This window comes from Zoogloea sp., from assembly GCF_041908905.1.
Taxonomy (GTDB): Bacteria; Pseudomonadota; Gammaproteobacteria; order Burkholderiales; family Rhodocyclaceae; genus Zoogloea.
The window spans coordinates 32,872-54,492 of the sequence record NZ_JAYREK010000016.1; the positions used below are offsets into that span (position 1 = coordinate 32,872).

Annotated in this window: 19 protein-coding genes and 1 pseudogene; 10 read left to right on the forward strand and 10 right to left on the reverse strand. The window is 68.4% G+C overall.

The window, feature by feature from the left end:
* Window positions 1-128 precede the first annotated feature (128 nt).
* The 7 genes from ACE3OU_RS10600 to pstS (ACE3OU_RS10630) all read left to right on the forward strand — a co-directional run bounded on the left by ACE3OU_RS10600 (window position 129) and on the right by pstS (ACE3OU_RS10630) (window position 7,665).
* Entirely contained in the window at window positions 129-1,142 is a 1,014-nt protein-coding gene (locus tag ACE3OU_RS10600) for a sulfate ABC transporter substrate-binding protein (RefSeq protein WP_374241528.1), read from the forward strand.
* Window positions 1,142-1,975, forward strand: coding sequence for a sulfate ABC transporter permease subunit CysT (gene cysT, locus ACE3OU_RS10605; RefSeq protein WP_374241529.1), 834 nt, complete (start codon window positions 1,142-1,144; stop codon window positions 1,973-1,975). Before ACE3OU_RS10600 ends, cysT begins: the two co-directional genes overlap by 1 nt.
* Window positions 1,975-2,862 carry a sulfate ABC transporter permease subunit CysW gene (gene cysW, locus ACE3OU_RS10610; protein ID WP_374241530.1) on the forward strand — a complete coding sequence of 296 codons (888 nt, stop codon included), beginning with the start codon at window positions 1,975-1,977 and terminating at the stop codon, window positions 2,860-2,862. The genes cysT and cysW overlap by 1 nt, the downstream gene beginning before the upstream one ends.
* A 13-nt stretch (window positions 2,863-2,875) precedes the next feature.
* Window positions 2,876-3,985, forward strand: a complete 1,110-nt coding sequence (locus ACE3OU_RS10615; protein ID WP_374241531.1) for a sulfate/molybdate ABC transporter ATP-binding protein — start codon at window positions 2,876-2,878, stop codon at window positions 3,983-3,985.
* Entirely contained in the window at window positions 3,985-4,929 is a 945-nt protein-coding gene (locus ACE3OU_RS10620) for a CysB family HTH-type transcriptional regulator (RefSeq protein ID WP_374241532.1), read from the forward strand. Before ACE3OU_RS10615 ends, ACE3OU_RS10620 begins: the two co-directional genes overlap by 1 nt.
* Window positions 4,930-5,308: 379 nt before the next feature.
* Window positions 5,309-6,379 carry a phosphate ABC transporter substrate-binding protein PstS gene (pstS, locus tag ACE3OU_RS10625; protein ID WP_374241533.1) on the forward strand — a complete coding sequence of 357 codons (1,071 nt, stop codon included), beginning with the start codon at window positions 5,309-5,311 and terminating at the stop codon, window positions 6,377-6,379.
* Between the two features lie 218 nt (window positions 6,380-6,597).
* Window positions 6,598-7,665: a phosphate ABC transporter substrate-binding protein PstS gene (gene pstS, locus ACE3OU_RS10630; RefSeq protein WP_374241534.1), complete on the forward strand. Its 1,068-nt coding sequence runs from the start codon at window positions 6,598-6,600 to the stop codon at window positions 7,663-7,665.
* Between the two features lie 8 nt (window positions 7,666-7,673).
* Here the strand turns inward: pstS (ACE3OU_RS10630) and ACE3OU_RS10635 are convergent, their stop codons facing one another.
* From ACE3OU_RS10635 to ACE3OU_RS10670, 8 genes are all read right to left on the reverse strand, one after another.
* Window positions 7,674-8,144, reverse strand: coding sequence for a hypothetical protein (locus ACE3OU_RS10635; protein ID WP_374241535.1), 471 nt, complete (start codon window positions 8,142-8,144; stop codon window positions 7,674-7,676).
* Window positions 8,145-8,281: 137 nt separating this feature from the next.
* Window positions 8,282-9,895, reverse strand: coding sequence for an arylsulfatase (locus tag ACE3OU_RS10640; RefSeq protein WP_374241536.1), 1,614 nt, complete (start codon window positions 9,893-9,895; stop codon window positions 8,282-8,284).
* 26 nt (window positions 9,896-9,921) lie between these two features.
* Window positions 9,922-10,737, reverse strand: coding sequence for an ABC transporter ATP-binding protein (locus tag ACE3OU_RS10645; RefSeq protein ID WP_374241537.1), 816 nt, complete (start codon window positions 10,735-10,737; stop codon window positions 9,922-9,924).
* Window positions 10,738-10,770: 33 nt separating this feature from the next.
* Entirely contained in the window at window positions 10,771-11,541 is a 771-nt protein-coding gene (locus tag ACE3OU_RS10650; protein WP_374241538.1) for an ABC transporter permease, read from the reverse strand.
* Between the two features lie 12 nt (window positions 11,542-11,553).
* A complete protein-coding gene (locus ACE3OU_RS10655) occupies window positions 11,554-12,369 on the reverse strand; it encodes an ABC transporter permease (RefSeq protein WP_374241539.1) in 816 nt (271 codons plus the stop codon).
* Entirely contained in the window at window positions 12,366-13,592 is a 1,227-nt protein-coding gene (locus ACE3OU_RS10660; RefSeq protein ID WP_374241540.1) for an MFS transporter, read from the reverse strand. The genes ACE3OU_RS10655 and ACE3OU_RS10660 overlap by 4 nt, the downstream gene beginning before the upstream one ends.
* 3 nt (window positions 13,593-13,595) lie before the next feature.
* Window positions 13,596-14,687: an ABC transporter substrate-binding protein gene (locus ACE3OU_RS10665; RefSeq protein WP_374241541.1), complete on the reverse strand. Its 1,092-nt coding sequence runs from the start codon at window positions 14,685-14,687 to the stop codon at window positions 13,596-13,598.
* A 24-nt stretch (window positions 14,688-14,711) separates the two neighbouring features.
* The gene (locus ACE3OU_RS10670) at window positions 14,712-16,151 is read right to left on the reverse strand and encodes a hypothetical protein (protein ID WP_374241542.1); all 1,440 of its coding nucleotides are present in this window, start codon (window positions 16,149-16,151) and stop codon (window positions 14,712-14,714) included.
* A gap of 301 nt (window positions 16,152-16,452) precedes the next feature.
* On the opposite strand from ACE3OU_RS10670, the pseudogene ACE3OU_RS10675 reads away from it, so the two are divergent.
* Both ACE3OU_RS10675 and ACE3OU_RS10680 read left to right on the forward strand, forming a co-directional pair.
* Window positions 16,453-17,488, forward strand: a pseudogene (locus ACE3OU_RS10675) (IS5 family transposase).
* 424 nt (window positions 17,489-17,912) lie between these two features.
* Window positions 17,913-18,848: a TauD/TfdA dioxygenase family protein gene (locus ACE3OU_RS10680; RefSeq protein ID WP_374241543.1), complete on the forward strand. Its 936-nt coding sequence runs from the start codon at window positions 17,913-17,915 to the stop codon at window positions 18,846-18,848.
* Between the two features lie 126 nt (window positions 18,849-18,974).
* Here the strand turns inward: ACE3OU_RS10680 and ACE3OU_RS10685 are convergent, their stop codons facing one another.
* Together ACE3OU_RS10685 and ACE3OU_RS10690 are read right to left on the reverse strand one after the other, a co-directional pair.
* The gene (locus tag ACE3OU_RS10685) at window positions 18,975-20,066 is read right to left on the reverse strand and encodes a sigma-54 interaction domain-containing protein (protein WP_374241544.1); all 1,092 of its coding nucleotides are present in this window, start codon (window positions 20,064-20,066) and stop codon (window positions 18,975-18,977) included.
* A 15-nt stretch (window positions 20,067-20,081) separates the two neighbouring features.
* A complete protein-coding gene (locus tag ACE3OU_RS10690; RefSeq protein ID WP_374241545.1) occupies window positions 20,082-20,297 on the reverse strand; it encodes a molybdopterin-binding protein in 216 nt (71 codons plus the stop codon).
* A gap of 298 nt (window positions 20,298-20,595) precedes the next feature.
* Here ACE3OU_RS10690 and ACE3OU_RS10695 point away from each other — a divergent pair, with 298 nt between their 5' ends.
* Window positions 20,596-21,528: a TauD/TfdA dioxygenase family protein gene (locus tag ACE3OU_RS10695; protein WP_374241546.1), complete on the forward strand. Its 933-nt coding sequence runs from the start codon at window positions 20,596-20,598 to the stop codon at window positions 21,526-21,528.
* Window positions 21,529-21,621 lie beyond the last annotated feature (93 nt).

A 21,621-nucleotide genomic window follows, 5' to 3' on the forward strand; every position in this document is an offset into this window, starting at 1 on the left:
CAGGGCGTTGCCGGGGGCGGCCGGCGTCGTTATTTCCAAAAAGTAATAAGCAAAGCCTTTTTTATTCGTTTGGATGGGGATTCGGCTTTTCTATACTCGCGCCTCTCGACTTTGAATGGAGAATCGCCATGTCCCCGCCCCGTCTCTTCGTGCGCCCCGTCGTGGCTGCGCTGGCCGCCGTGAGCCTGCTGTCCGCCGGTGGCGCGCAGGCCGATACTACGCTCCTCAACGTCTCCTATGACGTGGCCCGCGAACTCTACAAGGACATCAACCCGGCCTTCGTCGCCCACTGGCAGCGCACCACCGGCGAGAAGCTGACGGTCAACCAGAGCCATGGCGGGTCGAGCAAGCAGATCCAGTCGGTGATCGCCGGCCTCGAGGCCGATGTGGTGACGATGAACCAGGCCGCCGACCTCGACGTGCTCGCGAAGAGCGGCCTCGCCGGTGCCGACTGGCGCAAGGCCTTCCCCAACGGCGCGGCGCCCTACACCTCGGCGACGATCTTCCTGGTCCGCAAGGGCAACCCGAAGGGCATCAAGGACTGGGACGACCTGGCCCGCGCCGGCGTGCAGGTGGTGATCCCCAACCCCAAGACTTCCGGCAACGGCCGCTACACCTACCTGGCCGCCTGGGGCTACGCGCTCTCCAAGGGCGGCAACGACGCCAAGGCGCGGGAGTTCGTCGGCAAGCTGTTCGCCAACGTGCCGGTGTTCGACGGCGGCGGCCGCGGCGCCACCACCACCTTCACCCAGCGCGGCATCGGCGATGTGCTGGTCACCTTCGAGAACGAGGCGGTGCTGATCGACAACGAGGTCGGCGGCGACAAGTTCGACGTGGTCTATCCGTCCCTGTCCATCGACGCCTCGGCGCCGGTGGCGATCGTGAACAAGGTGGTGGACAAGAAGGGCACCCGCAAGCAGGCCACCGCCTACCTCAACTTCCTGTACTCCCCCGAGGGCCAGGAGATCATCGCCAAGCACTACTTCCGCCCGCGCGACCCGGCGGTGGCCAAGAAGTACGCGGCCCGCTTCCCGGCGATCCGCACCTTCACGGTCGAGGAGAAGTTCGGCAGCTGGGACGCCGTCCAGAAGACCCACTTCGCCGACGGCGGCGTGTATGACCAGATCACGGTGAAACGTTGATGGCTTCCCGCAGCAATTCCGTGTTGCCGGGCTTTGGCCTGTCGCTCGGCTACACGCTGGTTTACCTGTCGCTGATCGTGCTGATCCCGCTGGCGGCGGTGTTCGTCAAGAGCAGCAGCCTGGGCTTCGAGCAGTTCTGGAACGTGGTCACCGCCCCGACGGTGGTGGCCTCCTACAAGCTGTCGTTCGGGGCCTCGCTGCTGGCGGCGGCGATCAACGCGGTGTTCGGGCTGATGCTGGCCTGGGCGCTGGTGCGCTACTCCTTCCCCGGCAAGCGCCTGGTGGATGCGCTGGTGGATCTGCCCTTCGCGCTGCCCACCGCGGTGGCCGGCATCGCGCTCACCGCGCTGTACGCGCCCAACGGCTGGGTCGGCCAGCACCTCGAGCCGCTGGGCATCAAGGTCGCCTTCACGCCGCTGGGGGTGCTGGTGGCGCTGATCTTCATCGGCCTGCCCTTCGTGGTGCGCACGGTGCAGCCCATCCTCGAAGACCTCGACACCGAGTACGAGGAGGCCGCCGTGAGCCTGGGCGCCAACCGCTGGCAGGCCTTCCGCCACGTGGTCTTTCCCACCCTGATGCCGGCGCTGCTGACCGGCTTCGCGATGGCCTTCGCCCGCGCGGTGGGCGAGTACGGGTCGGTGATCTTCATCGCCGGCAACATCCCGATGGTTTCCGAGATCACCCCGCTGATGATCATCACCAAGCTCGAACAATACGACTACGCCGGGGCGACCGCGATCGCGGTGGTCATGCTGGTCTTCTCGTTCACGCTGCTGCTCGCCATCAACGGCCTGCAGGCGTGGACCGCCAAGCGCACCGGGAGGGAACGCTGATGGCCGGCGCGACTTCCCTCAAGACAGCCCGCGACAACTCGACCCGCTACGAGGCCAACGCCGCCACGCGGGAGCCGGCGTGGGTCAAGTGGACCCTGCTCGGCGTCTCGCTGACCTTCTTCGCGGTGTTCCTGCTGCTGCCGCTGGTGGCGGTGTTCGTCGAAGCCTTCCGCAAGGGCTGGGACACCTACCTGGCGGCCCTGGTCGAGCCGGACGCCCTCTCGGCGATCAAGCTGACCCTCACCGCGGCGCTGATCGCGGTGCCCCTCAACCTCGTCTTCGGCGTGGCCGCGGCGTGGGTGATCACCAAGTTCGAGTTCCGCGGCAAGCACCTGCTGATCACCTTCATCGACCTGCCGTTCTCGGTGTCGCCGGTGGTGGCGGGCCTGATCTACGTGCTGGTGTTCGGCGCCCAGGGCTGGTTCGGCCCGTGGCTGTCGGACCACGACGTGAAGATCATCTTCGCCGTGCCGGGCATCGTGCTGGCGACGGTGTTCGTGACCTTCCCCTTCGTCGCCCGCGAGCTGATCCCGCTGATGGAGGCCCAGGGCAAGGACGAGGAGGAGGCTGCCGTGGTGCTCGGCGCGCGGGGCTGGCAGACCTTCTGGCACGTGACCCTGCCCAACGTGAAGTGGGGCCTGCTCTACGGGGTGATCCTGTGCAACGCCCGCGCGATGGGCGAGTTCGGCGCGGTGAGCGTGGTGTCGGGCCACATCCGCGGCCTCACCAACACCATGCCGCTGCACGTGGAGATCCTCTACAACGAATACCAGTTCGCCGCCGCCTTTGCCGTGGCCTCGGTGCTGGCGCTGCTGGCGCTGGTGACCCTGGCGGTCAAGGTGTGGGTCGAGAAGCGCGCTGGTGCCGCCGGCGCCAGCGAAGAATGAGGTTGAAGCAAAAATGAGTATCCAGGTTCGCAACATCCGCAAGCAGTTCGGCGGTTTCACCGCGCTGCACGACGTCTCCCTCGACTTCCCCACCGGCGAGCTGGTGGCGCTGCTGGGGCCCTCGGGCTGCGGCAAGACCACCTTGCTGCGCATCATCGCCGGGCTGGAGTCGGCCGACGGCGGCCAGGTGCTGCTCGACGGCGCCGACGCCTCCGACACCCACGTGCGGGAACGCCAGGTGGGCTTCGTGTTCCAGCACTACGCGCTGTTCCGCCACATGACCGTGTTCGACAACGTGGCCTTCGGGATGCGCATGAAGCCCCGCGGCCAGCGCCCGTCCGAGGCGGCGATCAAGGCCAAGGTCACCGAGCTGCTCAAGCTGGTGCAGCTCGACTGGATCGCCGACCGTTTCCCGTCCCAGCTCTCCGGCGGCCAGCGCCAGCGCATCGCGCTGGCCCGGGCGCTGGCGGTCGAGCCGCGGGTGCTGCTCCTCGACGAGCCCTTCGGCGCGCTCGACGCCAAGGTGCGCAAGGAGCTGCGCCGCTGGCTGCGCCGGCTCCACGACGAGCTGCACATCACCTCGATCTTCGTCACCCACGACCAGGAGGAGGCGCTGGAAGTTGCCGACCGGGTGGTGCTGATGGACCACGGCAAGGTGGAGCAGGTGGGCACGCCGGAGCAGGTCTATCGCCACCCGGCCTCGCCCTTCGTGTATGGCTTTTTGGGTTCGGTGAACCTCTTCCACGGCCGCGTCCAGGACGAGGCGGTGCATGTGGGCGGCGAGCGCCTGTCGAGCGACAAGGTGGCGCTGGATGCCGGCGCCGAGGTGGTCGCCTTCGCGCGGCCCCACGAGCTCAACATCGTCGTCGGCGGCGAGGACGCCAGCGGCGTGCCGGCGCGGATCAGCCGCATCCTGTCGTTCGGCGTCACGGCGCGGGTCGAGCTGGATGGCCTCAATGGCTCCCAGGGCCAGATCTTCGAGGTCGAGCTGACCCGCGAGGAGGTCGGTCGGCTGGGCCTCCACGAGGGCCAGGCGGTGCGCCTGGTGCCGTTGCGGCTCAGCATCTTCGAGCGCGGGGTCACCGGCGCGCCGGCGCCCGAGGCGCCCAACTGGGAGATCTGATGAACTTCCAGCAACTGCGCATCGTGCACGAGACGGTACGCCGCAACTTCAACCTGACCGAGGTGGCGGCGGCGCTGTTCACCTCCCAGTCGGGCGTCTCCAAGCACATCAAGGACCTCGAGGACGAGCTCGGCCTCGAGCTCTTCGTGCGCAAGGGCAAGCGCCTCCTCGGGCTCACCGAGCCCGGCGAGGAGCTGGCGGTGGTGGTGGACCGCATGCTGCTCGACGCGCGCAACATCAAGAGCATCGCCGCCCAGTTCAGCAACAAGGACCACGGCCAGCTGACCATCGCCACCACCCACACCCAGGCCCGCTACGCGCTGCCGCCGGTCGTGACGCGCTTCAAGCAGGCCTACCCCAAGGTGCATCTGGTGCTCCACCAGGCCAGCCCCAACGAGATCGCCACCATGCTGCAGGATGGCCGCGCCGACATCGGCATCGCCACCGAGAGCCTGGCCGAGATCAGCGACTGCGTCTCCTTCGGCTTCTACGGCTGGCACCATTCGGTGATCGTGCCCGCCGGCCATCCGCTGGAGGGCGTCACGCCGCTGACCCTCGAGGCGATCGCCGAGCACCCGCTGATCACCTACCATCAGGGCTTCACCGGCCGCGCCCGCATCGACGCGACCTTCGCCGACGCCGGGCTGGCCCCCGACATCGTGATGTCGGCCCTCGACGCGGACGTGATCAAGGCCTACGTGGAGCTCGGCCTCGGCATCGGCATCGTCGCCTCGATGGCCTTCGACCCGGAGCGCGACCGCAACCTGCGCATGCTGCCCAGCGATCACCTGTTCGGCGAGAACCTGGCCCGCATCGCGGTGCGCAAGGGGCACTTCCTGCGCGGCTTCGCCTACCGCTTCATCGAGCTGTGCTCGCCGGCCCTCGGCGAGAACATCGTGCGCGCGGCGCTGCGTCCGGAAACCGAGCGGGAGGCGGTTTTCTGAGGTCTTTCGGGTGGCATCCCATGCGGATGCCGCCGCGCCCAGGGAAAACCCCACGCCGACCGGCACGCTGCCGGTCGGCGGCCGGCTGACATCAAACCGTCGAATTCCTCTGCTGTAATGCCCCACCGGCCATGAAGGCCACCGGGCCCCCACAGGCCCCCGAGGCTTGTGAGATGTGGCTTTAGCGCCGCCGTCGCAAGCATTTTGTGCGCAGGACACCAATCTTTTCACATGCGCCGCGGCGGCCTGTGACTAACCTAGCCGCTCCTTTCACGAGCCGGAAGGCAGCGCTTGGTGGTACAGCCGCCGGCGCGCACTTGCGGACGCCCCCTTACAGAGAGAAGACGGCGCGCGGAGGCGGCGCCGTGAGCAGACAACGATGAAGACAAGCCTTTCGAAGGGCGTCCTGGGCCTGTGCCTGGGCGCCATGCTGGGGTGTCCGCCCGCCGCCGTCGCGGACGGCATCCGTGGCGCGGGTTCCTCCGCCGCGGCGCCGGCCTATCGGCTGTGGGCCGACGAGTACCTCAAGGCCGGCGGCGAGGCGCTCGACTACGACCCGGTCGGCTCGGGGGCGGGGATGGCCCGCATCCGCCAGCGCCAGGTTGATTTCGGCGCCTCCGACGTGATGGCCCCCAGGAGCGAGCTGGCCCGCGACGGGCTGGTGATGTTTCCCACCGTGGTCTCCGGCATCGTCCCGGTGGTCAACCTGCGCCGCCTCGGCGGCGCCCTCAAGCTGAGCGGCGACGTCCTGGCGCGGATCTTCCTGGGCGAGATCACGGTCTGGAACGCCCCCGAGATAGCCGCCCTCAACCCCGGCCTGAGCCTGCCCGCAGAGCCGATCCGGGTGGTCGGGCGCAGCGACGGCTCGGGCTCGACCCACCATTTTTCCGACTACCTGAGCCGGGTCAGCCCGGCCTGGAAGGCACGCTTCGGCGTGGCCAGCAAGCACGCCTGGCCGCCCGAGGTGATCGCCGTGAAGGGCAGTTCCGAGGTCTCGAAGACCGTCCGCGCCACCCCCGGCGCCATCGGCTACATCGACTACGCCTACGTGGCCCAGGACAGCCTGACGCCGGTCCAGCTGCGCAGCGCGGCGGGCCGCTACCTGAGCGCCTCGCCGGAGAGCTTCCGCAACGCGGTGGTGAACAGCCGCTGGTTCTCCCACGGCGACTTTTCGGAGGGGCTGGTGCAGATGCCCGGCGAGGGTGCCTGGCCGATCACCATGGGCACCTACGTGGCAATGCCCAAGGTGGCCGCCGACACGGCGCGGGCCACCCGTGCGCTGCGCTTCTTCGTGTGGGCCTACGGCCGCGGCGACGCGCTGGCCCGGCAGGTGAAGTTCGTGCCGCTGCCGGAGAAGGTCCAGGCCAGCGCCTTCCGCGAGCTCTCCGGCGTGACCGGCAAGAACGGCGAGCCGATCGGCATGACCGCCGTCAGCGTGCTGGTCCGCTGAGCGGCGCCGCCAGCCCGCCGTGGAGGGCGGCGCGCGGCCGGAATGGGAACCGCGGCCGGCGGGCGGCCGTTGCATTTCGCATGCCGTCACCAATCTTTTCACGGGGCGCGGCGCGGCGGCTGGCTAAGCTCACGGCTCGATCAATCAACCGACAGACGGCGTCCCGCGGCCGTCCCGCCCGGGTGGCGGGAAGGCAGGGCGCCCCATTGCAGGAAACCATGAACAGAAGTCTTTTGAAGCGTGCCCTCGGCCTGGGTGTGGCCCTGGGCGCCCTGCTGGCCGGCCCGTGGGCCGTGGCCGCGGAGGGCATCGGCGGAGCGGGCTCGTCCGCCGCCGCGCCGGTGTTCCGGATCTGGGCGCAGGAATACCGCAAGGCGGGCGGCGATGCGCTGGAATACGACCCGGTCGGCTCCGGCACGGGCCTCGCCCGCATCAAGCAGCGTAATACGGATTTCGGCGCCGTGGATGTGATGGTCCCGAAGAACGAGCTGGCCCGGGACGGGCTGGTAATGTTTCCGACCGCGGTGTCCGGCGTCGTGCCGGTGGTCAACCTGCGTCGCCTGGGGGGCGCCCTCAAGCTGAACGGCGAGGTGCTGGCGCGGATCTTCCTGGGGGAGATCACCGTCTGGAACGCCGCCGAGATCGCCGCCCTCAACCCGGGGCTGGCCCTGCCCAAGGACCCGATCCGGGTGGTGTGCCGCAGCGACGTCTCGGGCACCACCCATCATCTGGCCGACTACCTGAGCAAGGTCAGCCCGGCCTGGAAGGCGCGCTTCGGCGTGGTGGGCCGGCCCGCGTGGCCGGCCGGCTTCACGGCGGTCAAGGGCAGCAGCGAGGTCTCCCAGGCTGTCCGCAACACGCCGGGCGCCATCGGCTACATCGACTACAGCTATGTGGTCGAGGACGCGCTCACCCCGGTCCAGCTCGCCGCTGCCAACGGCCGCTACGTGGCGGCCTCACCGGTGAGCTTCCGCAACGCGGTGGTGAGCAGCCGCTGGTTCACCCACGGCGATTTCTCGGAGAGCCTCACCCAGATGCCCGGCGACGGCGCCTGGCCGATCACCATGGGCACCTATGCGGTGGTCCCGAAGGTGGCCGCCGAGCCGGAGCGGGCGGTGCGGACGCTGCGCTTCTTCATGTGGGCCTACGGCCACGGCGACGCGCTGGCGCGACACGCGAAGTTTGCCGCGCTGCCCGAGAAGGTCCAGGCCAGCGCCTTCCGGGGGCTCTCCAGCGTCACCGGCCGCAACGGCGAACCGCTCGGCATGAACGCGCTCGTGCGCTGACTGTTTGCTCAGCGCCAGCCCTTGCCGCGCCGGGGGCCGCGGCGGAGGTCTTCCTCCTCGACCTTCGGCTTGGGCATCAGCAGGTTCTTGCCACCCGCGCTGGCGGCGGCGCGCTGGGCGAGCACCGCGGCATCCACCTGGGCCTGGCTCAGGTGCACCGAGGGCGAGCCGGCGGGGCCCTCGAAGGCGGCGAGCTTGCCGCGCAGATGGGTGACGAGCCCGGCGGTGTCGGTACGCCTGGGCAGGCCGACCATCAGCTGCTGGCCGGCGGCGGTGAGGGCGAAGCGCTCCTCGCTGAGCTCCACCAGCCCGTGGGCGGTGAGGCGCCGGATGGTGTCGATCAGCCGGCTGGTGCCGGGCACCGGTTCGAGCAGCGGCTCGAAGCCGGCGATGATCTCGACCAGCTCGGCGGGGCGGCGCTTGGAGGCCAGCGTGGTGGCAAGGAGGAAGAGGGCGTCGGTGTCGGAAACGGGATGCATGGCGTGGGACCGGGCTTGCGCGAAGGGGCAAGAGTGTACGCGTTTTCCGGCGCGGGCGCCGGGCCCGGTGGGCGGCGACCGGGCTGCGGCTCCGCCCGCGCTGCCGGCGAGCGGGCGCCGCCCCGTGGCCCGGCCGGTCAGCGCAGCGGGTTGAAGTTGAACTCCACCACGCCGGTCTCGGCCACGTAGCTGTCCCAGTGGCGCAGCAGCCGGGCCAGGATGTCCGGCCGGGTGGCGGCGAGGTCGCGGGTTTCGCCCGGGTCGGCCTTCAGGTCGTAGAGCTGCCAGACCCCCGGCCCGATCGGCGCCGGGATGAACACCGCCTTGTGATGCCCCTGGCGGATCGCCCGCTGCCCGAACAGCTCCCAGCCGGTGACGTGGTCGGCGGGGTGGGGGCTGTCGCTGCGGCCCTTCAGGTACGGCAGCAGCGAGCGCCCGCGCAGGGGCGCCACCGGGCGGCCCCGGTAGGTGGTGCCGGGGTGGGTGAGCCCGGCCATCTCGAGCAGGGTCGGGGCAATGTCCATCACGGTGGCGAACTCGTGGCTGATCTCGCCCTGGCGGATCAGCCCCGGGTGGCGCAGGAAGGCCACCGTGCGGATGCCGCCCTCGGTGGTGTGGGCCTTGTAGAGCCGCGCCGGGGCGGTGGCGGCCTGGGCCCAGCGCGGGCCGTACCACACATACGAGTTGCCGCGGCCGATGTTGTCGAGGCTGTTGTCGTAGTAGTCGGCGATCACCTGCTGCAGGTTGGGGCCGAAGACCGGCAGGGCTTCGAGCAGCGCGCCCTCGGCGCCGTTGTCGGAGAGGAAGATCACCACCGTGTCGTCGAGCTGGCCGCGGGACTCGAGGTAGTCGATGACGCGGCCGACGTTCCAGTCGAGGCGCTCGACCATGCCCGCGTAGACCTCCATGCTGCGCGCCGAGACGGCCCGCTCGTGGGGGCCGAGGGCGTCCCATCCGGGGCTGCCGGCCTCGACCGGGTGGGGCGTGACGTCGCTGCCCACCAGCCCGAGCTTCTTGAGGCGTTCCAGGCGCTCGGCGCGCAGGGCGTCGGGGCCGGCGTCGTAGCGGCCGCGGTAGTGGGCGACGTTCTCGGCCGGCGCCTGCAGCGGCCAGTGGGGCGCCGAGAAGGCCAGGTAGGCGAAGAAGGGCCGGGTGTCGGCCTCGCCCTCCCGCAGATAGCCGAGCAGCTTGTCGGTGAAGCTGTCGGACGAGTAGAAGTCCGGCGGCAGCCTGTCGATGAAGGCGTCGTCCTCGGCGTACAGGCCGGCGGTCACCTTGAGGAGGCGCGGGGTCTGCTCGGCCGGGATGTCGGCCTCGAAGCCGTAATGGTTGGCGGCGCCGGGCAGCAGCGCGAAGGAGCGCTCGAAGCCGCGCCGGGCCGGGAAGGTGTCGGGGGTCAGGCCCAGGTGCCACTTGCCCGCCATCAGGGTGCGGTAGCCGCCGTCGTGGAGCAGCTCGGCGAGGCTGGCGACCCGGTCGTTGAGGTGGCCTTCGTAGCCCGGCTTGCCCACCTGGTCGCCGCGGATCGCCTCGGCCATGCTGCCGAGGCCGGCGATGTGGTGGTCGGTGCCCGAGAGCAGCATCGCCCGGGTCGGGCTGCACGCCGAGGCGGTGTGGAAGTCGGTGAAGCGCAGGCCCGAGCGGGCCAGGCGGTCGAGGTTGGGCGTGGCGATCTCGCCGCCGAAGGCGCCGATGTCGGAGAAGCCCAGGTCGTCGGCGACGATGACGAGGAAGTTGGGGCGGTGGGGCATGGTTTACTCCAGTTGCAGGCGTGGGCTCACCACGCGAAGGCGTAGTCTTCGAAGCGGGGTTCGGCGGGGTGTTCGGCGAGGCGCGGCGCCTCGGCCTGGGTGAAGTCGCGCAGGATGTCGTCGCGGATGCGCGCCAGGCGGGCGTCGCTGCGGGCGCGCGGGTGGGGCACGTCCGGCACGATGCGCTTGATGCGCCCCGGGCGCGGCTCCATCACCACCACCCGGTCGCCCAGCAGCACGGCCTCGTCCACGTCGTGGGTGACGATGACCATCGTGATCTTCTCCTGCTGCCAGATGCGCTGCAGCTCCTGCTGCAGGTTGGCGCGGGTGAGGGCGTCGAGGGCGCCGAAGGGCTCGTCGAGCAGCAGGATGCGCGGCCGGTTGACCAGCCCGCGGGCGATCGCCACGCGCTGGCTCATGCCCCCCGAGAGCTGGTGCGGATAGGCGTTCTCGAAGCCTTCGAGGCCCACCAGGGCGATGTGTTCGGCGATCGCGGCGGCCTTCTCGCGGGGGCTGCGCGGGCTGTTCTCGAGGGCCAGGCCGACGTTCTGCGCGACGGTGAGCCAGGGGAACAGGCGGTGGTCCTGGAACACGATGCCGCGCTCCAGACCGGTGCCCACCACCGGCTGGCCGTCGAGCAGGATGCGGCCGTCGAAGCTGTTCTCGAGGCCGATCAGCAGGCGCAGCAGCGTGGATTTTCCGCAGCCGCTGCTGCCGACGATGCTCACGAACTCGCCCGGGGCGATGTCGAGGTTGATGTCGTCGAGCACCGGCAGGGCCTGGCCCTCGACGTGATACGTTTTGCGCAGCCCCTGGAGGCTCAGCGTGGATGTGCGGCTCATGGTGTGTCCTTTGCGATGCGGAGGTTCGGGGGCTCAGCGGCTGCGGCGCCATTTGAGGCTGCGCTGCTCCAGGCGGCTGGCGATGGCGTTGAGGGCGGCGCCGATGAGGCCGACCACGACCATGCCGTACAGCACCCTGGCCATGTCGAAGTCGGCGCGGCCGTCGAGCAGCGGGGTCGATACGCCCGGGGTGGCCTTGAAGAAGTATTCGGCGCCGATGGTGGCCAGCCAGCTGTAGATCAGCGCCAGGTGCAGGCCGGCGAAGATCTGCGGCGCTGCCGCCGGCAGGATCAGGCGGGTGATGCGCTGGCGGGCAGTGAAGCGGAATACGCGGGTCACCTCGGCCAGCTCGCGGGTCACGCTGCGGATCCCCTCGTGGCTGTTGAAGAGCACCGGGTAGAAGGCAGCCAGCCCGATGAACAGCACGCGGGCCGCTTCGTCCTGGCCCAGCCACACCGAGATCAGCGGGATCCAGGCAAACAGGGCCACCTGCTTGACGGCGTGGAGGGTCGGGCTGACCAGCCGGTCGGCCAGGCCCGAGACGGCCAGCAGCGCGCCCAGCAGCAGGCCGGCGGCGCTGCCGAGGGCGAAGCCGGCGAGGTCGCGCCCGAGGCTGGCGAGCAGGCCGTCGAGCAGCTCGCCGCTGGCGACGTCGTGCAGGGCGACGGCGAGCACCTCGGCCGGCGGGGCGACGATGCGGGTGTCGGCGAGCCCGAAGTGGGTGGCCGCCCACCACAGGGCCAGCACCAGGCCCGGCAGCGCGAGGCCGCGCGGGTCGAAGCGGGAGGAGGGGTTGGAGCTCATGATCTGTGTTCCTCAGTAGGCGGTGACGCGCCATGCCAGCAGGCGCCGTTCGACGATTTGCAGGATGCGGTCCAGCAGCCAGCCGGTGACGCCGATGACGACCATCGAGGCCATCACCATGTCGAGCTGGAAGAGCTGGCGGCTGTGCACCATCAGGAAACCCACGCCCTCGCTGGCGGCCAGCAGCTCGACGGCCACCAGCGCCATCCAGGCGTTGGCAAGCCCCAGGCGCAGCCCGGTGGCGAGGCTGGGCAGCGCCGACGGGACGATCAGCCGGCTGAGCGTCTGCCAGGGCGAGAACCGGTAGATGCGCGCCACCTCGAAGTGCCCCGGCGCGATGTTGCGGATGCCTTTGACGGTGTTGATCGTCACCGGCACGATCACCGCCTTGGCGATGATCAGCACCTTCAGACCCTCCTCGATGCCGATCAGCATCATGAAGAGCGGGAGCCAGCCCAGCACCGGCACCAGGCTGATGGCCTTGAAGCTGGGCATCAGGTAGGCCTCGGCGGTTTTCGAGAGGCCCATCGCGGCGCCCAGGGCGAGGCCCAGCGCCACGCCGGCCAGGTAGCCCCCGCCGACGCGGCCGAGGCTGATGCCCAGGTTGGCCCACAGGTCGCCGCTGTCGTGCAGGTCGACGAGGGCTTGCAGCACCGTAGCCGGCGCCGGCAGCAGCAGCGGCGTGACCCACTCGTGGAAGGCGGCCAGGTGCCACAGGTACAGGATGGCGGCGGGCAGCAGCAGCGCCAGGCCCAGGCCGGCGAGGCGGCGGCCGGCCTGCCCGAGGGCCTGGCCGCCCGGCAGGGGGAGGCTGAGGGAGGTCGTCATTTGAGGGTCTCCAGGGAAGGTTCGTTGAACAGGCGGGCCGCCTGCCCGTGGCGGCGGTGCTGCCAGGCAAACAGGGCGAACACCGGGAAGAAGGCCAGAAACAGCATCTGCAGTTGCGCCGGGCTGTCCACCAGCGCGCCGGCCAGGCTGCCGGCGGTGGCCCCGGCCGGCCCCAGCAGCGCGGCGAGGCTGCTCACCGTGCCCTGGCCGAGCTCGCGGCCGATGCGGGCGAAGCGCGACAGGTTGACCGTCTGCAGCGCCCCCAGCCCGAGGCCCAGCAGGGGCGCGCCCAGCCACAGGCACAGGCCGTCCCGGCCCAGGCCCAGCACCCCCAGCGCGGCGAGGATGCACACGTCGCTCAGGCGGTGGATGAAGCCTTCGCCGCGCCGGGCCAGCAGCCCGCCCAGGCAGAACAGCGCCGCGATGAAGGCGCCGCCCTGCAGGGAGATCAGCGCGCTGGCGGCCTGGCTCGAGAAGCCGAACACGCCGATCGCCAGCACCACGATGAAGAAGGCGTAGAACATGTTGAGCGCCATCGCGAAGAACTCCGACACGCAGGTGGCGCGCAGCGCGGGGTCGGTCTTGAGCAGCGCCAGCTGGCCGCCGATGCTGCGCCAGGACAGCCGGCGGGCCGGGCCGGGCAGGCTGCGCCCGCGCCCGCCGGGGAAGGCCAGCGGCGCCAGCGCCGCAGTGAGCAGCAGCAGCCCGGCGATCAGCCAGTAGCTGCCGGCGTAGCCGATCGCCGCGACGATGCCGGCGGCCAGGGCCGGCCCGATCAGGAACATTCCCGACATGTGGGCGCCGCGGAACCAGCCGGCACGGGCCTCACCGATCCGCGCCAGCTCGCCCATGAACACCGCCGACAGGGAGATGAAGCGCAGCGGCATCGCGAAGCTCACCGCCGTGGTGCACGCCAGCAGGAAACCGAGCCGGCCCCAGGCCGGGATCAGCGCGTAGAGCACGGTGACCAGCAGGCTGCCGATGACGAACAGCCGCCGCGCCCCGTAGCGGTCGACCATCAGCCCCACCGGCAGGCTGACCGCCAGGATGCCGACACTCTGCGCCGCGCCGAGCAGGGCCAGCTCGAGGGGCGTGGCCTGCAGGCTGAGGGCGTAGAGGGTGGTCGTGACCTTGGCGATGCCCAGCGTGATGCCGGAGATCACCGCGAGGGTCACGAAGCCGGCCAGGAAGCGCCGCCCGGAGCTGGAGTCGATGGCGCCCATCGCTTACTTCTTGGGCTTGCCGCCGGCATCCAGCGGGGTCCAGAAGTTGCTGAGGCCGTTGTTCTTGAGGGCCGCGTCGAGGTACTTGCGCTCCACCCAGCCGGCGGCGTCCACGTTGCCGCGGACCAGCTTGAGCTTCTGGGATTCCGCCACGTTGCGCTGGATGTTGGCGATGAACTCCTCGTCGAGCAGCGGGCTGAGGGCGTCCTTGAAGCCCTGGCCGTCGTAGTCCTTTCTATAGGCGGAGTAAGGCGTGCCGGACTTGGCCCACAGCTGCAGCAACGCGGTACGGTTCTTGTCGTCGGCGGACCAGGCGGCCTCGCGCACGAAGACATTCACCACGCGCTGGAGGATGTCCGGGTGGGCCTTCTCGAACTCCTCGGTGGCGACCATGTAGGCCTGGGCCCGGTCGGCGGCGGCGGCCGGGTCCTGGCGCTCGTTGTAGATCACCTTGGCGACGCCCCGGTCCTCGAGCGGAAAGAGCTGGGACGGCGCCGTGAACACCGCGTCCACGTCCTTGGTGGCGAGGGCCGCGGTGGCGGTGTTGGTGTCCATGTTGATGACCTTGAAGTCCTTCTCGCTGAGGCCGTGGCGGGTGAGGAACTTGCCGAAGCCGAGCTGCACTGCGGTGCCCTTGAAGACCGCCACCTTCTTGCCCTTCAGGTCTTCGATGCCGCGGGCCTGGGAGTCGGCCGGCACGCCGATGGCGTAGGCGGCGCGGCGGTTGTCGGCGGCGACGAGCCGGGTCTTCAGGCCGCTGGCCTTGCCGACGATGCCCGGCAGGTCGCCGATGGCGAACACGTCGATGAGCTTGTTGGCGATCGCCTCGTTGAGGGCCGGGCCGGCGCCCTTGAAGTTGTTCCACTCGATGCGGATGCCGTCGGCCTTGAACTCCTGTTCGAGGGAGCCCTTGATCTGCACGGTGGCGAAGTTCCAGCTGCCGCCCACCGGGCGGTTGCCGGTGCCGACCAGCGGCAGGCCGATGCGGATCACCTTGGGGGCATCGGCGGCGAGGGCGGCGATCGGGGCCAGCACCGAGGCGGCGAGGCCGGCGAGGATCAGGCGGCGGGTGATAAGGCGGGTGCGTGAAGTCATTTTGGCGATTCCTTGTGTTGGGGGTCAGAAGCCGAACTGGAACTGGGCCAGCAGGTCGTTGGTGGTCTTGTCGGTGGCTTCGAAGGTCGTGCGGTTGAGGTTCAGCTGGAACTTGCTGGTCTCGGCGAAGAACACGTTGAGGCCCACGGTGTGCACCTTCACGGCGTCGCGGGGCGCGTCGGTGTTGGGGTCGAAGCGGTCGTAGCGGTAGAAGGGCTGGTAGGACTTCGGCCACCAGTCGTCGTAGCGGCCCTGGGCGCGGTAGCCCTTCACGAACTGTTCGCCGATGTTGTAGAAGAAGGTGCCGGTGTGGGCGCGGCTGCGGCGTTCGGCCACGCTGTAGGTGGCCTTGGTGCCGGTGGCGTATTCGTCGCGGCCGTCGGTGTATTCGTAGGTCACGCCGAAGGGGTGGTGGTTGTAGGCCACGTCGAAGCCGTAGCGGTCCTTCTTGCCCTTGTCCACCAGGTCGGCGCCGCTGTTCACGAAGACGTTCTGCTTGCCCCGGTAGATCGAGGCGCCGACGCTCAGCTGGCGCAGCCACGAGTTGTAGTCGGCCGGCAGGGTGAGGGCGACGCGGCCCACCAGATCCTTGTTGTTGTTGTCGTCCGACTTGTTGGGGCCGTTGCCATTCACCAGGCCGAAGGCGTAGGTGAGGATGGGTGCGCGGTAGTTGTAGCCGTAATCCACCACCGGGAAGGCGTCGCCGCGGAAGATCAGGCCCACCTGGCGGCGGGCCAGGTCGAGGTTGCCGAGCGAGGTGAACAGCGCGTTGTTGATCGTCGGCTTGAGGTCTTCAGTGGCCTGCACCTCCTGGCCAAAGGGCAAGAGCTGCTGGCCGAAGGTGACCGACAGCCGGCCGGTGTCGGCGCTGATGGTCGGCAGGATGTTGTAGGTGAGGTTGGCGTCGATCAGGTTGAGGAAGCTGTTGTTGGTGCCCTGCTGGGGCGAGGTGCCGAAGCGCAGGGTGTAGTCGAGGTTGCGGCCGTCCTCGTAGTCCTTGTAAAGGTTGCCGTTGAAGCCGATCAGCACGGCGCCCAGGTCGAAGGAGTTGTTGCGGCCCTTGACGGCGTTGGCGCTGTTGCCGTTGGTGTTGACCGCGGTGTCGGTGGCGCCGTAGCGGGCCTGGATCACCCCGCTCACGTTGAGGGCGCGGGCCGACAGGGCGGTGCGGGTATCCCGGTCGCGCTGTACCTGGTATTTGAAGTTCTCCAGGTCGGCCTGCAGGCCGTTGATGTCGTCCTTGCTCGCCACGTTCTCGTCGGGGGCGGCGGCGACAGTGCTCGGGGCGGTGGCGGGCTGGGCCTCCTTGACGGCCTGCAGCTGGCTTTGCAGGCTGCGCACGGACTCCTGCAGGGCCTTGAGCTGTTTTTCGAGTTCGGCGGTGCTGGGGGCGGCAATTGCCGGCGCGCCGAAGGCGGAGAAGATCAGCGCTGCAAGAAGGCGCTGGCGATGCGGGGTATTCATTTTATTTTCCCTTGGGGTAATGGCTGGCGTGAGCCGTTTTATCTGCGCCAATTCCTGGGTTTGAGTCCGGAATTGCGGGTGGCCGTTTTTTAATAGCACGTCGCGTGCCAGCTCGATTTGGCGGGAAATAGGGGGTAAATGGGCGTTTCCAGTGGGGCGCTGTCGGGTTTTGCACAGTTGCACCGCACAAATTGTCGTGCGCCGCACAATTGGAATTTGATCAAAGGGCACCTCGAAAAACCTCGACTCGCCCACCCTTGGTAAACTTACACCGTTCTGAATCCGCCCCGAGCCGACTCCGATGAAACCGCGCAGCGCCATCAAGACCGACCTGTTCGCCGACGAACACCACCGCAAGAAGATCGACACCCTGGGCGACCCGCTCGCCGAGATCGAGTCGTACATCGACTTCGCGACACTGGCAGCCGAGGTGGATCGCATCGCGCCCCGGCCGGTCAGCCCTCAGGGTGGCCGCCCGCCGTATCCAACCGAAACGATGGTGCGCATCCTGGTCCTGAAGCGGCTGTACAACCTGTCGGACGAGCAGATGGAGTATCAACTGCTCGACCGCATGAGCTACAAGCGCTTCTGCGGGCTGGCGAACGCGACGAACATTCCTGATCGCACCACGGTCTGGACCTTCGAGAACCGCATCGGCGAAGCGGGCGCGAAGGCGCTGTTCGACGGCGTCTCGGCGCAGCTGCTCAAGAAGGGCTTCATCGCCCGGGGCGGGCAGATCATCGACGCGACCCTGGTGCCGGCGCCCAAGCAGCACACCAGTCGGGGCGAGAAGGCGCTCATCGAGCAAGGCGCAATGCCGGCCGGCTGGAAGCCCGCCAAGCGGCGCCAGAAGGACCTGGACGCCACCTGGACCAAGAAGCACGGGAAGAGCCACTTCGGCTACAAGCTCTCCATCAACGTCGACGCGAAGTACAAGATCATCCGCAAGATCGAGACCGACACGGCGAGCACCCACGACAGCCAGCACTTCGACAACGTGTTCGACACGGTCAACACCAGCCGGGACGTCTATGCCGACCGGGGCTATCCGTCGGCGGAGCGGGAAGCCTGGCTGAAGGAAAACGGCTTTCGCAACCAGATCCAGCGCAAGGGCCATCGCAACAAGCCGCTGTCTGACTGCCAGCAGCGGCGCAACCAGCGCATCGCCAAGACGCGCGCGGGTCGAGCACGTGTTCGGGGCCATCGACCAGATGGGCGGCAAGCTGCTTCGCACCATCGGCCAGGCGCGGGCGAACTTTGCGCTGACGATGATGGCGGCCTGCTACAACCTGAAGCGGCTGGTTTATTTCCAGAAAGCCGGAATCAAGGCCTTCTGACGCCCGAAATGGGCCGAATCGCCGCAGCCCGAGGCGATTCGAGGCAAAAACGGGACGGCACCGCCGAAGAAGGCGGTGAGTTGCCGAAGGAATTGAACCAGATTCGGTCGCGATCATCGTTGCGCGGCGGGATTTACTGAAAACCTCGGGTTATTCGAGGTGCCCCAAAGCAATCCATTTATTTGGATAAGGCAGGGCGCCGGATGGGGTGCTCATTGGATTCTTTTCCAGAATCTCGCTGTCGCCGATGCGGCAGGCTGCGGGCGGGGCTGTCCGGATTGCGACAGGGTGTCCTGGACGGGAATCGATATTGGTCGAATTTCTCTTTTGAAACAGTGCCCAGCCTTGGTTTTAAAAGCGGGCACGGTTTCTGCTGAAGCGTTGGGCGAGGGAAATCCCCCTTTCAATCTTTCAGGAGAATCCAATGAGCCAGATTCAAATCGTTCCCGTCGCCGGCCGTATCGGTGCGGAAATCTGCGGCGTCAAGCTGTCGGCCGATCTTCCCCACGAGGTCGCCGAGGCGATCCGCGAGGCGTGGAGAAAGTACAAGGTGATCTTCTTCCGCGGCCAGGATCACCTCGACAATGCCAGCCAGGAAGCGCTCGCCAGCCTGTTTGGTGACGGGGTGGCCCATCCGACGGTGCCGGTGGCCGCCGACAGCCGGTTCATCCTTGAACTCGATTCCCACCGCGGCGGCCGCGCCAATAGCTGGCACACCGACGTGACTTTCGATGTGGCCTATCCGAAGGCCTCAATCCTGCGCGCCATCATCGTCCCAGAGGCCGGTGGCGACACCGTGTGGGCCAATACCGCCACGGCCTACGCCGACCTGCCGCCGAATCTCAAGGTATTGGCCGACAAATTGTGGGCGATTCACACCAATGATTACGACTACGCGGCCTTCTACCAGGACCCGGACGAACATCAGCGCAGCGGTTATCGCGAGGTCTTCCGGCGCACGGTGTACGAGACGCGGCACCCGGTGGTGCATGTACACCCCGAAACCGGCGAGCGTAACCTGCTGCTGGGCCATTTCATCAAGCGCTTCGAGGGCCTGAACGCCAGCGATTCGGCCCAGCTCTTCAGCGTGCTGCAGAACCACGTGATCCGCCTCGAGAACACCGTGCGCTGGCGCTGGCAGGCTGGCGACGTGGCAATCTGGGACAACCGCGCGACCCAGCACTATGCGATCAACGACTACGGCGACGCCCACCGGGTGATGCGCCGGGTGACCGTCGATGGCGACGTGCCGGTGAGCGTCGACGGCGAACTCAGCCGCAGCCTGAGCGTCACGCCGCGCAATGCGGAGGCCGCCAATGGCACCAATGGCGCCACGGCCGAATTGAACGTCGCCGCCTAGCAAATGAACAACGGCAGGCCGCGGGGCCTGCCGTTCCTGTGTGAAGCGGAGCCGATTCTGGAATGGGAAGCAGAGAAGGGCCGATGCTCTCGCCGGGGAAGCGTCGGCTATTTGAATGAAACGCCCTTACGCCGAAATGCGCGCTTCGCCGCGGGAATTGTCGGGCAGCAGTCGATGGCGTTTCATGAGGGTTCGCAGCGCGTGCCGGCTGATGCCGAGACGGCTGGCGCTATGCACCTGGTTGTAGCGGTGGCGGGTGAGGGTGCTTTCGAGCAGCAATTGCTCCCAGCGCGCCCACAGGTCGTCCGGCGCGTGTTCGAGCAATTGTCGGAGGGAAGTTTCGATATTCTCCCACAGGCTGTCCGGGTCATTGGCAGAGGGCGTGGCGGCGCTTGCCCGGGGGCTGCCCGTTTCGGCGTGCAATTGCAGCTGGTCTGCCTCGATCACACCGCCTTCGGCATGGAGCGCGGCGCGGAGCAGGGTGTTTTCGAGTTCGCGGATATTGCCCGGCCAGCGGTGGCCGACCAGCAGCCTGGCGGTGGCCGGCGTCAGCACCGGCACGTCGAGGCCGTGGCTGAGGGCGTGCCGCTCCAGAAAATGCCGGGCCAGCGGCAGGATGTCGCCGGGCCGCTCGCGCAGCGGCGGAATGCGCAGCCCGAGAATGTTCAGGCGGTAGAACAGATCCTGCCGGAAACGCCCGTCGGCAATGGCGCCGGCCAGGTCGACTTGGGTGGCGGTGACGATCCGCACGTCGATGGGGATGGGCCGGCGCCCGCCGACCCGCACGATCTCGCCTTCCTGCAGCACGCGCAGCAGCTTGACCTGCAGGCCGAGGGGCAGGTCGCCGATCTCGTCGAGGAACAGCGTGCCGCCCTGGGCGGCCTCGAACCAGCCCTCCCGGCGACCGGTGGCACCGGTGAAGGCGCCGGCCTCGAAGCCGAAGAATTCGGCCTCGGCCAGGCTTTCGGTGATCGCCGCGCCATTGACCGCGACGAAGGGCCCCTTGCGCCCGGATTCGGTGTGGAGGTGGCGGGCGAGCAATTCCTTGCCGGTGCCGGTTTCCCCCTGGATCAATACCGGAGCATGGCTGGCGGCGATGCGTCGGGCCTGCTGCAGCAATTGCAGCGAAGCCGGATCGGCAAAGAGCAGCGCCTTGGCCCGGATGTCCGGGCGCAGGTTTTCCTCCTCCGATAAGGTGAGTACGGCGGGCTGCGTCATGGTGGATCCTTCTATTTACAGCTTGGCCAGCGATACTTCGGTGGATTTGACGAAGGCGATCACCTCGCTGCCCACCGCCAGCTCGAGATCCTTCACCGAGCGGGTGGTAATTACCGAGGTGACGATGCCGGACGGCGTGGCGACGTCGATTTCTGAAAGCACCGGGCCTTCGATGATTTCCGAAATGGTGCCGCGGAATTGGTTGCGGACATTGATCGATTTGATGGACATGGCGGATTCCTTATTGGCTGGATGAAAGGCCGAAGTGCCTCTCGATGGGCTCACTTTACCGGACGGCATTGCGCGGGCGAACCATATTTTCCTGAATTGGATATCCGATTTTCTTCTGTGTGATTTCCGGCAGCCTGCGCGGGGGGGCGCGGGGTTTTGCACAGCGGGGCCGCGCGAGCGCGCCGGTAATTTGCGGAATCCGTTGAATAAAAAGGATTTTTCGAGGCTGGCACGCTTGCTGCTGTATTGGCTCAGCCGCCACTCCGGCGCTCATTTCAATTCAACCCGAGGACTTGCCATGACCGATGTTTCCCAATTGTTCCGCGCGCTCGCCGCCGCTCCGACCTGGGTCGCGACCCAGCCCCAGACCCTCGCCGACGTGACCATCACCCCGACCGGCGGGGCCCTCGGCGCCGTGGTGACCGGCCTCGATGCCGCCCGACCCCTCTCCGGCGAGCTGGTACTGGCCCTGAAGCGCGCCTTGCACGACCACCTGATCCTGATCTTCAAGGGCCAGCAGCTCGAGGACGAGGCTTTCCTGCGCTTCGCGAGCTACTTCGGCGGCATCTTCCGTCCGCCGGCCGAGGTGCCGGTGCTGGCCAGCCAGGCCGCCACCGGCCTGCCGCCGGACGTGGTGCCGGTCTCCAACGCGGTGGGCCAGGGCGACTACACCGGCCACGGCGAGCTGACCGCCCACGTGGATCACCAATGGACGCCCCAGCCCTCCAGCGGCTCGCTGCTTTACGCCATCGAGATCCCCAAGAGCGGCGGCCAGACCAGCTGGTACAACACCGTGCAGGCCTACGCGGACCTCGATGCGGAGACCCGCAGCGAGATCGACCAGCTCCAGCTCATCACCTACAACCCCTTCCTGCGCCCCTTCGACGGCAGCCCGCGGCCGCTCTACCGCTATGCCGACCAGCCGCGCATCGGCCAGGGCTTTCCGCATCCGCTGGTGCGCACCCACCCGGAGAGCGGGCGGCGCAGCCTGTTCCTGAGCGACAAGACCGAGGTCGAGGTGGTGGGCTATCCCGACGAACGCGGCGCGCGCCTCGTCGAGCGCCTGCGCGCCCACCTCGCGCGCCCCGAGTACCGCTACGAGCACGACTGGGAGGTGGGCGACATCGTGTACTGGGACAACCAGACCACCCTGCATTCGCGGCGCGCCTTCGACCCGTCGGAGCGCCGGCTGCTGAAGCGTGTCAGCCTGGCCGGCGGGCGGCCTTTCTGAGCGGGGCGGGGGCCGTCCCCGCCGGCTGCGTCCTTTACCTCTGGAAAGCAGCGGCTACTATCAGACGAGGGCCACCCGGGTGCCCGCCAGGGG

Coding starts and splice junctions, on each gene's coding strand:
- ACE3OU_RS10600 (WP_374241528.1), top strand. CDS start 129: ATGTCCCCGCCCCGTCTCTTCGTGCGCCCCGTCGTGGCTGCGCTGGCC.
- cysT (WP_374241529.1), top strand. CDS start 1,142: ATGGCTTCCCGCAGCAATTCCGTGTTGCCGGGCTTTGGCCTGTCGCTC.
- cysW (WP_374241530.1), top strand. CDS start 1,975: ATGGCCGGCGCGACTTCCCTCAAGACAGCCCGCGACAACTCGACCCGC.
- ACE3OU_RS10615 (WP_374241531.1), top strand. CDS start 2,876: ATGAGTATCCAGGTTCGCAACATCCGCAAGCAGTTCGGCGGTTTCACC.
- ACE3OU_RS10620 (WP_374241532.1), top strand. CDS start 3,985: ATGAACTTCCAGCAACTGCGCATCGTGCACGAGACGGTACGCCGCAAC.
- pstS (WP_374241533.1), top strand. CDS start 5,309: ATGAAGACAAGCCTTTCGAAGGGCGTCCTGGGCCTGTGCCTGGGCGCC.
- pstS (WP_374241534.1), top strand. CDS start 6,598: ATGAACAGAAGTCTTTTGAAGCGTGCCCTCGGCCTGGGTGTGGCCCTG.
- ACE3OU_RS10635 (WP_374241535.1), bottom strand. CDS start 8,144: ATGCATCCCGTTTCCGACACCGACGCCCTCTTCCTCCTTGCCACCACG.
- ACE3OU_RS10640 (WP_374241536.1), bottom strand. CDS start 9,895: ATGCCCCACCGCCCCAACTTCCTCGTCATCGTCGCCGACGACCTGGGC.
- ACE3OU_RS10645 (WP_374241537.1), bottom strand. CDS start 10,737: ATGAGCCGCACATCCACGCTGAGCCTCCAGGGGCTGCGCAAAACGTAT.
- ACE3OU_RS10650 (WP_374241538.1), bottom strand. CDS start 11,541: ATGAGCTCCAACCCCTCCTCCCGCTTCGACCCGCGCGGCCTCGCGCTG.
- ACE3OU_RS10655 (WP_374241539.1), bottom strand. CDS start 12,369: ATGACGACCTCCCTCAGCCTCCCCCTGCCGGGCGGCCAGGCCCTCGGG.
- ACE3OU_RS10660 (WP_374241540.1), bottom strand. CDS start 13,592: ATGGGCGCCATCGACTCCAGCTCCGGGCGGCGCTTCCTGGCCGGCTTC.
- ACE3OU_RS10665 (WP_374241541.1), bottom strand. CDS start 14,687: ATGACTTCACGCACCCGCCTTATCACCCGCCGCCTGATCCTCGCCGGC.
- ACE3OU_RS10670 (WP_374241542.1), bottom strand. CDS start 16,151: ATGAATACCCCGCATCGCCAGCGCCTTCTTGCAGCGCTGATCTTCTCC.
- ACE3OU_RS10680 (WP_374241543.1), top strand. CDS start 17,913: ATGAGCCAGATTCAAATCGTTCCCGTCGCCGGCCGTATCGGTGCGGAA.
- ACE3OU_RS10685 (WP_374241544.1), bottom strand. CDS start 20,066: ATGACGCAGCCCGCCGTACTCACCTTATCGGAGGAGGAAAACCTGCGC.
- ACE3OU_RS10690 (WP_374241545.1), bottom strand. CDS start 20,297: ATGTCCATCAAATCGATCAATGTCCGCAACCAATTCCGCGGCACCATT.
- ACE3OU_RS10695 (WP_374241546.1), top strand. CDS start 20,596: ATGACCGATGTTTCCCAATTGTTCCGCGCGCTCGCCGCCGCTCCGACC.